10 protein-coding genes are annotated in these 14,130 nt (G+C 70.7%); 4 read left to right on the top strand and 6 right to left on the bottom strand.

The window, feature by feature from the left end:
• Window positions 1-15: 15 nt before the first annotated feature.
• The 3 genes from ABOD76_RS22395 to ABOD76_RS01450 all read right to left on the bottom strand — a co-directional run bounded on the left by ABOD76_RS22395 (window position 16) and on the right by ABOD76_RS01450 (window position 3,076).
• Window positions 16-459, bottom strand: coding sequence for a hypothetical protein (locus ABOD76_RS22395; protein ID WP_433961771.1), 444 nt, complete (start codon window positions 457-459; stop codon window positions 16-18).
• Window positions 347-2,569, bottom strand: a complete 2,223-nt coding sequence (locus ABOD76_RS01455; RefSeq protein ID WP_433961770.1) for an excinuclease ABC subunit A — start codon at window positions 2,567-2,569, stop codon at window positions 347-349. The genes ABOD76_RS22395 and ABOD76_RS01455 overlap by 113 nt, the downstream gene beginning before the upstream one ends.
• 363 nt (window positions 2,570-2,932) lie before the next feature.
• Window positions 2,933-3,076 (bottom strand): hypothetical protein, encoded by a 144-nt coding sequence (locus ABOD76_RS01450; RefSeq protein WP_350241460.1) that lies wholly within the window; start codon window positions 3,074-3,076, stop codon window positions 2,933-2,935.
• A gap of 18 nt (window positions 3,077-3,094) precedes the next feature.
• On the opposite strand from ABOD76_RS01450, the gene ABOD76_RS01445 reads away from it, so the two are divergent.
• Together ABOD76_RS01445 and ABOD76_RS01440 are read left to right on the top strand one after the other, a co-directional pair.
• The gene (locus tag ABOD76_RS01445; RefSeq protein ID WP_350241458.1) at window positions 3,095-6,265 is read left to right on the top strand and encodes a hypothetical protein; all 3,171 of its coding nucleotides are present in this window, start codon (window positions 3,095-3,097) and stop codon (window positions 6,263-6,265) included.
• 346 nt (window positions 6,266-6,611) lie between these two features.
• Window positions 6,612-8,831, top strand: a complete 2,220-nt coding sequence (locus ABOD76_RS01440) for a hypothetical protein (protein WP_350241456.1) — start codon at window positions 6,612-6,614, stop codon at window positions 8,829-8,831.
• A 357-nt stretch (window positions 8,832-9,188) separates the two neighbouring features.
• Here the strand turns inward: ABOD76_RS01440 and ABOD76_RS01435 are convergent, their stop codons facing one another.
• From ABOD76_RS01435 to ABOD76_RS01425, 3 genes are all read right to left on the bottom strand, one after another.
• Window positions 9,189-10,400 (bottom strand): MFS transporter, encoded by a 1,212-nt coding sequence (locus ABOD76_RS01435; protein WP_350241454.1) that lies wholly within the window; start codon window positions 10,398-10,400, stop codon window positions 9,189-9,191.
• A 516-nt stretch (window positions 10,401-10,916) separates the two neighbouring features.
• Entirely contained in the window at window positions 10,917-11,696 is a 780-nt protein-coding gene (locus ABOD76_RS01430) for a DeoR/GlpR family DNA-binding transcription regulator (RefSeq protein WP_350241452.1), read from the bottom strand.
• Window positions 11,693-12,244, bottom strand: coding sequence for a hypothetical protein (locus ABOD76_RS01425; protein ID WP_350241450.1), 552 nt, complete (start codon window positions 12,242-12,244; stop codon window positions 11,693-11,695). The genes ABOD76_RS01430 and ABOD76_RS01425 overlap by 4 nt, the downstream gene beginning before the upstream one ends.
• A 292-nt stretch (window positions 12,245-12,536) precedes the next feature.
• On the opposite strand from ABOD76_RS01425, the gene ABOD76_RS01420 reads away from it, so the two are divergent.
• Together ABOD76_RS01420 and ABOD76_RS01415 are read left to right on the top strand one after the other, a co-directional pair.
• Window positions 12,537-13,184 (top strand): helix-turn-helix domain-containing protein, encoded by a 648-nt coding sequence (locus ABOD76_RS01420; protein ID WP_350241448.1) that lies wholly within the window; start codon window positions 12,537-12,539, stop codon window positions 13,182-13,184.
• A gap of 86 nt (window positions 13,185-13,270) precedes the next feature.
• Window positions 13,271-13,792: a GNAT family N-acetyltransferase gene (locus ABOD76_RS01415; protein ID WP_350241446.1), complete on the top strand. Its 522-nt coding sequence runs from the start codon at window positions 13,271-13,273 to the stop codon at window positions 13,790-13,792.
• Window positions 13,793-14,130 lie beyond the last annotated feature (338 nt).

Below are 14,130 nucleotides of genomic sequence, written 5' to 3'. Positions count from 1 at the left end.
GGGCGCCTCAGGGCGCTAGGCGGGACTCGATGCGGCCGGCCCATCCGCTTCGCTGAGCGCCCGCGCGAGGTACGGCGCGGTCCGGCTGCCCGGTGTCTGCGCGACCGCCTGCGGCGTGCCCTGCGCGACGATCCGGCCACCCTCGTCGCCCGCGCCGGGACCGACGTCGATCACCCAGTCACTCCCGACGACCAGTTGCATGTCGTGCTCCACGGTGATCACGGTGTGCCCGGCGTCAACCAGTCGGGCGAGCTGCCGGGCCAGGCGGGCCACGTCGGCGGGGTGCAGACCGGTGGTCGGCTCGTCGAGAATGTACACGGTCTGCCCCCGTCCGGCGCGCTGCAGTTCAGTGGCGAGTTTGATGCGCTGCGCTTCTCCACCCGAGAGTTCGGTGGCGGGCTGCCCCAGCCGCAGGTACCCCAGGCCCACCTCGCGCAGCGTGTCCAGGCTGCGGAACACCGCCGACGTCATCCCGGAAGAAGTCCCAGGCGGTGTCCACCGTCATGCCGAGGACCTCGGCGATGGTGCGGTCCCGGTACCGGACGTCCAGCGTCTCGTCGTTGTAGCGCGTGCCGTGGCAGACCGGGCACGGCGCGTACACGCTGGGCAGGAACAGCAGTTCGACCATCACCCAGCCTTCGCCCTGGCAGTGTTCGCAGCGCCCGCCCTTGACGTTGAACGAAAAGCGCCCGGCCGTGTACCCGCGCTCGCGGGCCAGCGGCGCGCCGGCGAACAGTCTGCGGACGTGATCGAACAGGCCGGTGTACGTCGCCATGTTGCTTCTGGGCGTGCGGCCGATCGGCCGCTGGTCGACCCGCACCAGCCGCGCGACCGCGGCCACGTCCTCCCCGAGACGCGCGGGACTCACGTCATCCGAAGCGTCTGTGAGGTCGTCCTCGCCCGGTGAAGGGTCCGCCTCCCCCTCCGCCCCCTGACCGAGGTGGGCCGCCAGCGTCTCGGCGAGCACCTGGCTGACCAGGGTGGACTTGCCGGACCCGGAGACGCCCGTCACGCTGGTCAGCACGCCCAGCGGAAACCGGACCGTGAGGTCCCGGAGGTTGTGGCGCGTCACGCCACTCAATTCCAGCCAGCCGGTCGGGGTGCGCGGTCGGTGCTCGTCCTGCGGCTCGGTCCCGAACAGGTACCGGGCGGTCTGCGAGCTGCGGATCTCCCGGAGCCCGTCCGGCGGGCCGCTGTAGAGCACCTCGCCGCCCTGGTTCCCGGCCCCCGGGCCGACATCCACCAGCCAGTCGGCGCGGCGCACCACGGTGAGGTCGTGTTCCACCACGAACAGCGAATTGCCGGCCGCCTTCAGGCCGTTCAATGCGGAGAGCAGCGCCTCAGTGTCGGCTGGATGCAAGCCGGCGGACGGTTCGTCGAGAACGTACACCACGCCGAACAGGTTCGAGTACAGCTGCGTGGCCAGGCGCAGCCGCTGCAACTCGCCGGGCGAGAGCGTCGGCGTCGAGCGCTCCAGGTGCAGGTACCCCAGCCCGAGGTCCAGCAGCACGTCCAGCCGGGCGACGAGGTCCTCGGTCAGGCGCTGCCGGGCCAGCGCCTGCTCGGGATGCTGCTGCGCCAGCCCGTCCTCCACGCCGTCGGCGTACGGGCGGGTCAGCGTGGCCACCTGGCTCAGCGGCAGGCGCGAGAATTCCGTGATGTCCACGCCCGCGAACCGCACCGCCAGCGCTTCCGGGCGCAGCCGTTTCCCGTGGCACACCGGGCACTCCGCCGCGATCATGTACGTCTGGACGCGGCGCCGCATGGCCGCGCTCTCGGTGGTGGTGAAGGTGTGCAGGACGTGCCGCCGGGCGCTGCTGAAGGTGCCCATGTAGCTGGGTTCGAGCTTGCGTTTGACCGCCCGCCGGGTCTCTGCGGGACTCAGCCCCGGGTAGACCGGAACCACCGGCTGCTCGTCGGTGAAGAGAATCCATTCCCGCGTCTCCCGCGGCAATTCCCGCCACGGCACGTCCACGTCGATGCCGAGCGACACCAGGATGTCGCGCTGATTCTGCCCACCCCACGCGAGCGGCCAGGCGGCGATGGCCCGTTCGCGGATGGTGAGCGACGGATCCGGCACCATCGAAGCTTCGGTGACCTCGTACACCCGGCCCTGGCCGTGGCAGTTCGGGCAGGCCCCCTCGGGCGTGTTGGGCGAGAACCCTTCGGCATACACGATGCCCTGCCCCGGCGGGTACGTCCCGGCGCGTGAGTACAGCATCCGGACCAGGTTGGACAGGGTGGTCACGCTGCCCACCGAGGAGCGGGCGGTGGGCGCGCCGCGCTGTTGTTGCAGCGCCACCGCCGGGGGCAGGCCCTCGATGGCATCCACATCCGGCGCGCCCACCTGATGGAACAGGCGGCGGGCGTACGGCGACACCGACTCGAGGTAGCGCCGTTGCGCCTCGGCGTACAGCGTCCCGAACGCCAGCGAGGACTTGCCCGACCCGGACACGCCGGTGAACACGACCAGCGCGCCTCGTGGAACCCGCAGTGAGACCTCTTTGAGGTTGTGTTCCCGGGCGCCGCGCACCTCCACAAAGCCGGAAAACTCAGGGGGAGTCGCCATGGTCCAGGCAGTATGGACGGGTGACCCGGCCCGGTTACGCGAATCGCAACGATGCCTCAAGCCCTGGCCCGAGCAGCGGACACGTCGGGTTCAACGATGTCGGAGACGCACAACTGCACCGTCAAGGGCAGCCTCTGGAAGGTGTCACCGCTCCAGCGTCGCCCTGCGGCATGCGGACCCGCCCGCTTGCCGCATCAACCAGTGGCCGTGATGGCGCGGCTCCGCCAGGCGGTGCGCGGGCGTTCTGCCGCCTGCGGAGTGACCCGGCCGCACGGAGGTCCCCTGCAGGGGTCTCCCCCGCCGGGGGTCCCTGCCTCATCAAACCGCGGGCAGACGTCCAGATGGGCGCGGCCCAGCACAAGCTCACGTCACCGCGGTCGCGAGCCGCACACGGGTGAACACGCGCATGGCGTCCTGACGCGGCACGTCCGCACCGAACATTCTGGGCACCACACCCGCGTGCACGCCGTCACCCGCCGGGCGCGGTGCAGCGGTGAGCGCGGCCATGGCTTCTTATACTGAAGCATGTCGGGCACAGGGGAGCTGAGCACGGTGCAGCGGGTGCTGACCCGACTGCGGGCGGTGCAGCTCAGACGGCATGGAGCGGCCCTCGCCATCTGGGGTGAAGCGGGGATCGGCAAGAGCCACGCGGCGGCGGCGGTGATGCGGCTCAGCGGCCTGCGCAGCCACAGCTTTCCCGCCCGGACACCGCTGACGGACGTGGCCCTGCAGCTGCCCAGACCGAAACGACTGGGGCTGTGGGCGCAGGCTCAGCTCAACCTGCTCCAGCGCGGCGAGACGCCGGGTCAGGACCGGCTGCGCGAGCTGCTGGGTGCCCTGCTGAGCGGGCTGGCGCCTGTCGTGATCCTGCTGGAGGACCTGCATGAGCTGGGTCCCGAGCACAGCGCGCACGTGGTGGCCCTGGCCCGCGCCGTCACCGGCTTGCGTGGGGTGGCGGTGCTGGCGACGAGTCGCCATGCTCCCCCAGCGCCGTTCGAGCCGTACCGGGTCGCGCCGCTGGAGGACGCCCCCTTCGGGGTCCTGCTGGAGTCGGAACTCCACGGGCCCCTGCCGCTGGAGGCCAGCCGCTGGCTGATCCGGCGGGCCCACGGCAATCCGCTGTTTGGGCTGGAGTCGCTGCGGTACCTGGCGCGGCAGGGCCATCTCTGGAACGACGGCCAGCAGTGGCGGTGGCGGCCTCCCCCGGAGGGCTGGCTTCCGGTCACCATCGAGACCCTGGTCGAGCGCCTGCTTCAGGAGGCCGCCCCCACCCCGCTCACCCGGTCCGCCCTGGAGGCCCTGGAGCTCCTGCCGGACGGGCCCGCCCTGAGCCAGTGGGCCGACGTCGCGGGCCGGACGGTCACGGAGCTCCAGGCGGCCTGCGCGCCCCTGGTGGAGCAGGGGGTGCTGACGCCGGTGGAGTCGCAGCGGGTGACCTTCAGCCACCCGCTGTACCGGGAGGTGACCCGGCGCACCACCCCCGGCCCTGTGCGTCAGCAGTTGGCGCGGCGTGCGGTTCAGGGGCTGCGGGCGACGGATCTCCTGGCAGCGGCCGCGCTGGCGCCGGCGGCCGGTCTGGACGCGGACGTGACGCTGGAGCTCCTCACGTCGGCCGCGGCACACGCCCAGGCCACCGGCCTGCGGGGGCAGGCGGGCCGGCTGCTGGCGCTGGCCAGCGACGCGGCGACCGGGACGCGCCAGGCGGGCCTGGCCCTCGAGGCGGCGCGGGCCCTGCTGCGGGTGGACCTGCCGGAAGCGGAGCGGCTCGCCGTGCGGGCCAGCCGCGATTCTGCGCACGAGGCCGAGGCCCGCTGGGTCCGGGCCGAAGTGCTGGCCACGCAGGGCCGGCTGAGCGAAGCCGAAGCCCTGGTTGCTGCGGAACTGCCCGCGCCACCGGACGGGACCGGGCCGGCCCCCCAGTCCCTCGCGGCCCGCCAGCTGGTCCTGAGCATGCTGGCCAGGAACATCCCCCGGGTCCTGCAGCTGTGGCGCAGTCACCCGGAACTGCAGGACAGCCGTGACGTGGCGGTGCTGCTGGCCGGCGTGCGGGCGATGGTCAACACCAGGGCCCTGACGGACGCCCGGACGCTGCTGGACCGGCTGGCCGCGCGCACCGATCTGGGGGAGGTGGACCGGCTGACCGTCGAGACCCAGGAAGCGACGCTGCTGCTTCAGGCGGGGGAACTGGCGGAGGCGGCGCAGCGCCTGGACCACCTCGCCCCGCGGCTGCTGGCCGCGGGTGAGGGCCGGGCGGCCGCCATGGTCCGGCACAACCAGGGTGTCGCCCTGGAACGACTGAGCCGGTATCAGGACGCAGTCACCCAGGAACTGGAGGCCGCCCGGCTGTACGCGGAGGCCGGTGACCCCCGCGGCTACGCCGCTGTCCGCACCGCGGCGGCCTGGAACCTGTGGCACTTCGGCCGCTACGCGGAGGCCGAAACGCTGTTTCTGGAGGCCAGGGAGGTGCTGCTCAGCAGCGGGCACTCCATCATGCTGGTCGAGTGCGAGGGCATGCTCAGTCTGCTGTACCTGGACTGGTCGCCGCCGCTGGGCATGGAGCTGGCCCAGCGCTACGCGACGTCCGCCCTGAGGACCGCCCGCGACATCGGGGACCTGCACGGCGCCGCGGCCTGTCTGTATGACCTGGCGATGGTGCGGCTGCGCCAGAGCCGCTGGGACGACGCGCTGGCCCTCACGGCCGAGTTGCAGGCGATGTGTGACGAGCACGGCTTCCAGGGACTGGTCGTGGACGCGATGTATGGCCGCGCCCTGGCCCTGGAGGGTCTGGGCAGGGCGCCGGAAGCGCTGGCGCTCCTGCGGCAGGCGCTGCAGGACAACAGCGGCGGGAGCGCCCTCTTCACCCGGAAGATCGAGCTGGAGGTGGCCCGGCTGTCCGGGGACGTGGACCTGGCCCGGAGCCTGCTGCGCTGGTTCAACGACCGCCAGCTCCACAACGAGGTGCGCCTGCTCCGGCAGGCGTTCCCCGACCTGGGCTGTCCGGAGCTGGGAACGCCGGTCACCGTGGAGCGGGCCGGACCGGAGCCGGTGCTGGACGTCCTGGGCGCCATGCGTGTGCGCCACGGGGCGCAGGTGCAGCCGGTCCGCGGGGGTCGGCGGCGCGACCTGCTGGCCCTGCTGCTGAGCGCGCGGCTCTCGGGCCGCCTCCAGGTGTCCCGGCTGGACCTGCTGGACCTGCTGTATCCCGGCCAGCCGGACGGCCCGGCAGGCTCGTCGCTTCGGGACCTGGTTCACCAGCTGCGGCAGGTGTGTGGCCCAGGGGCCATCCTGACGACGCCGGACGGCTACGCCCTGGGGAGCATCGGCAGCGACGCCGAAACGTTCCTGGCCACCGGGGACGTGCGCCTGTGGCGCGGTCCGGCGTGGCTGGGCGTGGGCCTGACCGACCCCCTGGATGCGTCGCGTGACGCGCTCACCGCGGCCCTCAGGACCCGGGTGGAGGCGCTGCTGGACCTCGCGCCCGGCGAGGCCGAGCGGCTGGGCCGGCTGCTGGTGGACGCCGACCCCTACGACCTGACCTCGTTGCGCCTGCTGCTGACCGCCCTGCGGGCTGGCGGGCGCCACGCCACGCTGAACCGCACGTATGGTCGGGCCCGGGCGCAGCTGCGCGAGGTTGGCGTGGACCTTCCCGAGGCCTGGGCACCCTTCCTGAGTGGGAGCGTCGACGTTTTCGGCTGAAAATCTGGCGCTGGTCTGATCACCGCCCACGCACAGTGAAGTTCAGGAGGTGATCACCTGGTGAAACGCGACCGGGGTGAATCCGGACGGTTCCGCCGCGCAGCGCCGGCAGGAACAGGACGCCAGGACCAGCCACAGGCGGCAGAACATGAAGGCCCCAGGGGCCCGGCGTACCGGCTGTGTCCCGCCTGCGGCCGCGCGGTTCCGCGGGATTCACGGGAGCGGTACTGCGTCAACGATGGCGTCTGGATGCTGGATGGCTGCCCGCTGTGCGGCGCAGTGATCCGCAGCCCACTCCTGCCCCCACTGTGGCCTTGCCCTGAGCTCTTTCGTTTAAGGAGTGGACGTGAACAGACAGATCAGATGCTGGTTCCTGGCCCTGACGACGGTGGTGCTGGTGGCGTGCGGGTCGGGGGCGCCCCCGCCGGACACGCACACCACGGCGGTCATCATTCCGCAGACCACCAAGGTGGCCGACGCCGCGACCCGCACGGCCCTCACCAGCTACAACGCCGGGAGCGGCGTGCTGACCTTCGCCCAGCGCACCCCGGCGCTCGACGCACTGAACCCTGGCGACGTGCTGGCATCCGAGCCCTCGACGGCCGCCCCGTCCGGGTACCTGCGCAAAGTCACGGGCATCCGGCACGACGGCAGCCGCACGCTGCTCGACACCACCCAGGCGAACCTCACGGACGCCATCACCCAGGGTGAACTGAACGCCGACTTTCAACTGACCGGCGACGACCTGCTGCGCACCGAAGGCCTCCCGAAGGGCGTGACCGTCACGGCCCAGCCGCGCGCCCTCCACCCGCAGGCGGGCGTCGGCGAGCAGTACGGCTTTACCCTGAACTTCGACCATACCTTTGTGCCGCTCCAGGGCCCGAACGCGACGGGCACCATCCGGGTGGACGGCGCCGTGGCGTTCAACGTGGGGTACGGCGTGAGTGTGGGCATCAAGCCGTGCTTCGAGCTGCCGCCGGTGTGCGTCACCAGCTTCCAGGCCAGCGTGGGGTTTGCGCAGAGCTCGCACCTGAACATCACCGGGGACCTGCACGGGGCGGTGGGTGACGCCGCCTTGGTGGGCAGCCAGTACTTCAAACCCAAGGTGTTCTTCATCGGGCCGGTGCCGGTGGTGCTGGTGCCAAAGGTCGAGCTGTACCTGACGGCGGGTGGGGAGGTCACCGCGCACGTCGAGTTCGCGGCCAGCGAATCGGTGACCGCGCAGGTCGGCGCCCGCTGGACCAAAGGGAACGGTTGGAAGGACATCTCCGGCTTCGGGGTGAACGGCAGCCTGCCACCCCCCCGTTTCTCCGGGTCCCTCAGGCCGCGTGTCGGGGTGCAGAGCCGCGCCAGCTTCACGCTGTACGACGTGGCCGGTCCGGAAGCCACCCTGGAGGCGGGCGTGAAGCTCGACGTGGCGTACCCGCGCACCCCGAACTGGATCGTGAACGGCTTCATGAAGGGCACGCTGGGCTTCCGGGTCAAGCTGCCGATCCTGGGCACGCTGGCGAGTTACAGCGCCACGCTCTTCGACATCAGCAAGGAACTCGGCCGCTCGGGCAACACCCCGCCCACCCTGAACCTGACCACCCAGCCGCACACGGTGGATGTCGGCGCGCCGCTGAACTTCCGGGCCCTGTGCAGCGCTGCCGGGCCGACGTTCGGCAACGGGGAGTTCTACGCGGCCAGCGACGCGGAGGACGGCTGCCCGCAGGTCACCGCCACGTCGAATGTCGACGGCGCCCTCACGCCCGACTTCACCTTCCGCAGCCCTGGAGACCGCACCATCACCGTCACGGCCCGCGACTCGGGCAGGGCCACCACCCAGCTGACATTCGTGCTGAGCGTGGTCAACCGGCCGCCCCGCCTGGTGCTGAATTACACCGGGGACGCGCATCAGGGCACGCCGTATTCCATATCGGCCACCATCACGGACACCAATGAAGGCAGCGCCACGGACTTCTGTGCCAACACCACCTGGACGGTGGACGCCCCCGACACGCTGCGGCAGGTCAACGGCTGTCAGGTGGAAGTGACGTTCGGCACGACGGGCGCGAGAGAGGTCCGGGTCTCCACCCACGACCGGCTGGGCGCCACCACCCGTCAGACCGTGACCCTCACGGTGCTGCCGCCGCTGGTCAATCCGTATCCCAAAATCACGTATGCCGGCGTGTACGACCGCGAAGCGCCCAGACTCGACGTTCCTGGCTGCTCACCCACCTCTGTGGTTCAGGGCGACACCCTCAACCTGACCTGGAAACGCACCTCGTGCAGCGGCTCAACGCCCGGCCCGACCAAATACTACGCGGTGGTGCGCCTGGAGAATCCGCAGAACGAGGCGCTGAGCTACGACTGGACGCTGTACGTGACCCTTGGGGCGGGCGAATCCCTGCTGGAGACCTCCACCCAGGCGGTGTTCGACCTGTACAACAGCTATGGTGCCGCCCCCATCACCACCCCCTGCCGCATCACGCTGACCGTCAGCCCCCCGGATCTCAGCCGCAGCAAGAGCCAGACGGTCTGGAATGGCCGCTGCATCTACAATAACGGCACCATCATCAAGTAGCTTCATTCCGCAAGGGCAGCGGGGCGTTGCCTGAACCCGGCGTCGGTAGTTCCAGACGTGCGGCCCCTCCACTGCCGGTCGGGAGGGCGACCCTTCGGAACGACAGCTGCATGTCGGCGCCGGATCAGGACTGCCGTTGCGGGTTCAGGGGGCCACTTCAGGGAAGCTTGAGCACGCCGCCGCGCTCGCTCACCGCCGTCCTCACCCGTGCCGGGCGCCATCCCTACCGGTGCCCCCATCATCAAGGCGCGACCGGGAACCGTGGCAGGGCTCCCGGTCGCGCCGCTTGACTTCGCATCGGTCTGACGGGCCTGTCATCAACCCGATGGACAACGGTCGCCCGGTTGAAGCGCCTCGTCAGCGGGACAGGCGGCGGTACACCAGCGGCGCACACCCCCCCACGGCCAACAGGCTGGCCCCGATCACGATCATGCCGACCCGCAGCGACGTCTCATGCGACACGTACCCGATCAGTGGGGGGCCCGCGAGGAACCCGGCGTACCCGATGCTCGCGACCTGCGCGATGCCCCTGGCGGCGAAGGCGTGCCCGGCCGTGCCGTACAGGACAGGCACCACGTTCGCGACGCCGATACCGAACACCAGGAAGCCCAGCGCGGCCAGCAGGGGATGCAACGTGACCAGGCCCAGCAGCAGCCCCACCCCACTGAGGAGGGCGCCGACGGTCACGACGCGCGCGTCCCCGAACCGGCTGCGCCAGCCATCCCCGACCAGGCGCGCCACCGTCATGGCGAGGGTGAAGGCGGTGAAAGACGCGCCCACCAGCGCGCCAGACACGTGCAGGACGTCGGTCGAGTACAGGCCGCTCCAGTCGCCGATGGCGCCCTCACCAAGCATCCCCAGGAAGCACAGCACGCCCAGCAGCGCCACCAGACCGGTGCCGTTCCGGGCAGGCGTGGCCTCCGCCGGATCCCCCGGTGCGGGTTCGGTGGTGTCCTCGTGCCGGGGCAGCATGAGCCGGCCGGCCCAGGCGAGCAGGGTGAGGAACGCGGCGCTGACAATCAGGGCGTGCGGGAGGGGCGCGAGGCCCACGCCGAGCAGGACGCTGCCCAGCAGCGCGCCCGCGAGGGTGCCGAAGGAGAAGGCCGCGTGGAAGCTGGACATCACCGGCTGGTGTCCAGCGCGTTCCACCACGACGCCCTGTGCGTTCATGGCGACGTCCATCACGCCGTTCGCCGCGCCGAACACCAGCAGCGCAGCGAACAGTGTCAACAGGTTGGGGGCGAGGAAGGGGAGCAGCAGCGTGAGGGCCGCCAGCACGCCCGCGACCACGGTGACGCGCCGGGTGCCGTGGCGGTGCGTGAGGTGCCCGGTGCGGGGCATGGCGATGAGGCTGCCGATGGCGATGCCGAGGAGGGCGGTGCCGACGGTGGCGGGATTCAGGCCGAGGTGGTCCCGGATGCGGGGAATGTTGACGACCCAGGTGGCCATCGCGAGGCCGTTGACGAAGAAGACGGCGCGGACGGCGAAGCGGGCCGCCGCGATCTGGCGGGCGCGGGAGGTGTCTGTGGCGTCAGGGGCAAGGCGAAGGCGGGCGTCGTCATGGGTCATGGGGCTCCTGGGGCGATTCGTGCACGTTCGTGCACAGACGGGAGAATCGGACGACATGCCAGCACGGACGGTTGCACGTGGTCTGTAACGGTTAAGATAACGGAATATCCCTGTTGGCGGCAAGTGAGTTCGACAACTGCCTGCCAGGTTAGGAGGATTGCCGTTCGAGTCAGGCTTCCATACAGCCGCACGAAGGTGCATGGATTTGCACGATTCTGAGGATGCGCCATCCCAACATGACCGCACACCCAGCGTTCGGCCTGCTGGGTCCGGGCTCCACCGGCCTGGCACTGGAGCCGCCTTCCTCCAGCGGTGTTGTCACCACCCCGAGGACATGCGCCTCTCGTTCAAGAGCGTCCCTGCCGGGGCAACCGGAACCTGCAGCGCGGCACTCTTCCCGCACAGCCGCACCTTCTGGGACCCGTCGTGGTCCTCGCATGCTTGCCATGCCGAACGAGCCGACCGGTCTCCACGCGCACCGTGGGGGTGCCCGGGGAGAACCGGCCGGCCGGAACGCTACTGGAGGACCTGGATGCCCAGCTGCCGGTACGGGGCGAGCTGCTCGCCGCTCACGTCCGGTTCGATGAACAGCGTGTCGATGTCCGCGGCGGGCAGCACCACGTAGGGGGCGGTGGTGCCGAGCTTGTCGCGCGTCAGCACCACCGCGCACTCGGCGGACTGACGGACCATCGCCCGCTTGAGCTGCGCTTCCTCTTGGTGCGCGGCGGTGAGGCCGTGCTCGGGGTGCAGGCCGCACACGCCCAGCAGGCAGGCGTCCGCCCGAACCGCCTGGATGTCCTCCAGGGCGCGCAGGCCGGAGGTGATGTGGCTCGCGCTGTCGATGGTCCCGCCGAGCAGCACCCCGTGAATGTCCGGGCGGTCGGTGAGCGCGACGGCGGCGTGCAGGTTGTTCGTGATGACCGTGAGGTTCAGCCCGGCGGGGAGGTGCGCGATGACCTCGGTGAGGGTGCTGCCACCGTCGAGGAACAGCACCTGGTTCGGCCGCACCCAGCGCGCAACCGCCGCGGCAACGTCCTGCTTGGCGCGCGGTTCCTGAACGCGTCGCACGGCGTACGGTTCAAAGGCGTTGGACACGGGAAGGGCACCGCCGTGGACGCGCTTGAGGAGGTGCTGACTGGCGAGTTCACGCAGGTCCCGGCGGATGGCATCCTCGGACACCGCGTACCGGCGGGCGAGCACCGTGCTCAGGACGCGGCCGTCGCGCTGCAGGTCCTGAAGAATCCGTGCCCGCCGGTCATCGAGCAACAGGCGGTCAGGATCGGTGGTGGTGCTCACCCTAGAATTCTTCCACGAAGCGAGGGGGCCCGCAATGTGCAGCGTCTGGTCTGCACGTGCGTGCCCTCGGCAGGCCCAGCACGGGCGGCGCGTGGATGCCCGGCACCGGCGTTCAGGAGAACAGCTGCAGCCGGCACCTCAGCGGACGACGCTGGCGTCAGGGACGAACGCCCGTCGGTGGGCGAACCGGGCGAACGCACCCCTGCCAGCCTCAGGGGGCGTTCGCATCCGGTGGAGATGGTCAGTCGGGCAGGCACGCCGACCGGCTCGCCCGAGACCGGGGTGCTGAGGTGGTCCGCGCGTTCCACGCTCAGGATGGTGTGGTGGGCCGGCAGCGCGATCGTCTCGCCCGGCGTGCTGGGCGACTGATCCACGCCCTCGGCGAGCAGCTGCCCCGCCGCGGTATACAGCCGCATGTGCAGTCCGGCGCCACGCAGGTCCAGCGCGGTCAGCCCCAGGTCGCTCACCTTGTCGAGCGCGAAGTACTGCACCGGGTCACGCAGGGTCAGCTCCACCGGGACGTTCGGGTGCAAGATCAGGGAGCTCAACTGGAACCGTCATCAAGGTGGCGCGGGTGCAGCTGTACGCCGGCGCGGGCGTTCCCGGCCGCCTACCGTTCCGTGCACCGAGCAGCGACAGGACCAGTCGTGGTGACCACTGCCTTCTTGGGACGGCCACCGCCCGTCCCCGCCGCCCCAGGTGAGGGTCGATGTCTCGGGGAGTTGAGTGGCCTGGTCATCCTGAAATTGAGGGGCGACGCTCACGATGAGGACCGCGGATCATGACGTGTGCCTCCCCACCCGCGTTCCCCGCCCTCCGTCCGGTACCATGTCGAACAGAGTGCCTTCTGACGCGTTTCTTGTTCGCGACCCGGCCGCCGCGAAGTTCCTGAGCGATCCCGCCCGCCGCCGCTACCTTGAACCGTTCCTCGGAATGGAGCGCAGCGTGCCGGAAGTCGCCCGAGGACTGCACGAGCACCCGAACAGCGTCCTGTACCGCGTCCGTCAATTGCAGGCGGTCGGCCTCCTGCACTTCGTCCGGGAAGTCCCTCGGCGTGGCCGCCCCGAAAAACGCTACCGCGCCGTCGCGGACCGCTTCTACCTCCCATTCGATGCCACGACCCACGCCGACGTGACGCACGCACTCACGGTCGACGGGACGTTCGTGAACACCGTCCTGCAGCGCGACATCGAGCGGTGGTTACACACGCACGTTGGGCCCGGCGAGTGGATGCTGGAGTTCAGCGGCGAGGGCGGCCGGGCGCACATGCGCCGCGTGCGGACTGACGGGCAGCCGATCGGGACGCTCTCCGCGCCGGATGCAGATTTCCTCGACGTGTTCGCGCTGGGGTTCCCCATGTCACCCGCGGATGCCGCGCTCTTCCGGGAGGATCTGCGCGCCCTGCTCACCCGGTACCTGCGTCCGGCCTCGGACAGCGCGACGTCCTACTCGCTGCGCATGCTGCTGGTCCCGCACGAGACGCCTTGAACACGGTGAGTACGGCCGGTTCGCCCGGGCGCGCTCACCGGCCCACGAACCACTCCGGCACGCCCGTGCCGGGACGAAGGGAAGCCATGACCCACCCCCGCCGCCTGATGCGCCTCACCCTCCGCCCGCAGACCCTCCCCCTGATCGATGGATTCACGACGCGCGCGTTCCGCACCGAGGACCTGCCCGCCCTGGCAGCCCTGATGCTCGACGCGTACCGGGGCACGGTCGACTTCGACGAGGGGGCTTCGCTTGACGACGCCTTCCATGAACTTCACGCGCTGAAGCGTGGTGAGTACGGCATGTTCATGCCCTCCACCTCACGGCTCGTCGATCACGATGGCCGGGTGGTCGCGGCGGTGCTGGTGACCCTGTGGGGCGAAGCGCCCGTCCCGTTCGTGGCGTTCACCATGACCGCCGCGGCCCACAAACGCAAAGGCCTGGCGCGGCTCGTCTTGAGCAGCGTCATCAACACGCTGCTTGAGCAGGGACACCAGACGCTGGATCTGGTGGTGACGCGCGCGAATACCCCCGCCGTTCAGCTGTACGAACGCCTGGGCTTCCAGGATGCCCCCCGCCCAGTCTCGCCGAAAGACACGACCGGGTGATGGTGCCGCTCGCCCTGCTTGCAGCGAACTTACCCGCTGGGCGGGAGGGGCGTACCGGATGGGCACGTCCACGACAGACCTGAGGCCAGCGGCGCCCGCGCCCCTGCACCCCTTCGGTCCGCTCCAGTCGTCCGGGCCACGCTCAAGAGAGCTCGGCCTGCTCCAACGGCATACGCTTCACGCCGGGTCGCGACCCGCTCCAGGTGGGACGGGCCCGAGCGCTGGGGCAGTCCGGTTGACCGGCGGTTCACAGCCACCGGGACGATGGTCGAGCACCGCACCGACGTGCGCCCGAAGGCCACGGCCCGCTCAAGTGCCGTTGGGCGCACCTCTGCTGG

Source organism: Deinococcus sonorensis KR-87 (genome assembly GCF_040256395.1).
GTDB lineage: Bacteria > Deinococcota > Deinococci > Deinococcales > Deinococcaceae > Deinococcus > Deinococcus sonorensis.
This window is presented reverse-complemented; position numbering and strand designations above follow the sequence as displayed.

Bases quoted from the DNA above. Each gene is read 5' to 3' on its own strand.
- ABOD76_RS01455 (WP_433961770.1), bottom strand. From the start codon at position 2,569: ATGGCGACTCCCCCTGAGTTTTCCGGCTTTGTGGAGGTGCGCGGCGCC.
- ABOD76_RS01415 (WP_350241446.1), top strand. From the start codon at position 13,271: ATGACCCACCCCCGCCGCCTGATGCGCCTCACCCTCCGCCCGCAGACC.
- ABOD76_RS01450 (WP_350241460.1), bottom strand. From the start codon at position 3,076: ATGGCCGCGCTCACCGCTGCACCGCGCCCGGCGGGTGACGGCGTGCAC.
- ABOD76_RS01435 (WP_350241454.1), bottom strand. From the start codon at position 10,400: ATGACCCATGACGACGCCCGCCTTCGCCTTGCCCCTGACGCCACAGAC.
- ABOD76_RS01445 (WP_350241458.1), top strand. From the start codon at position 3,095: ATGTCGGGCACAGGGGAGCTGAGCACGGTGCAGCGGGTGCTGACCCGA.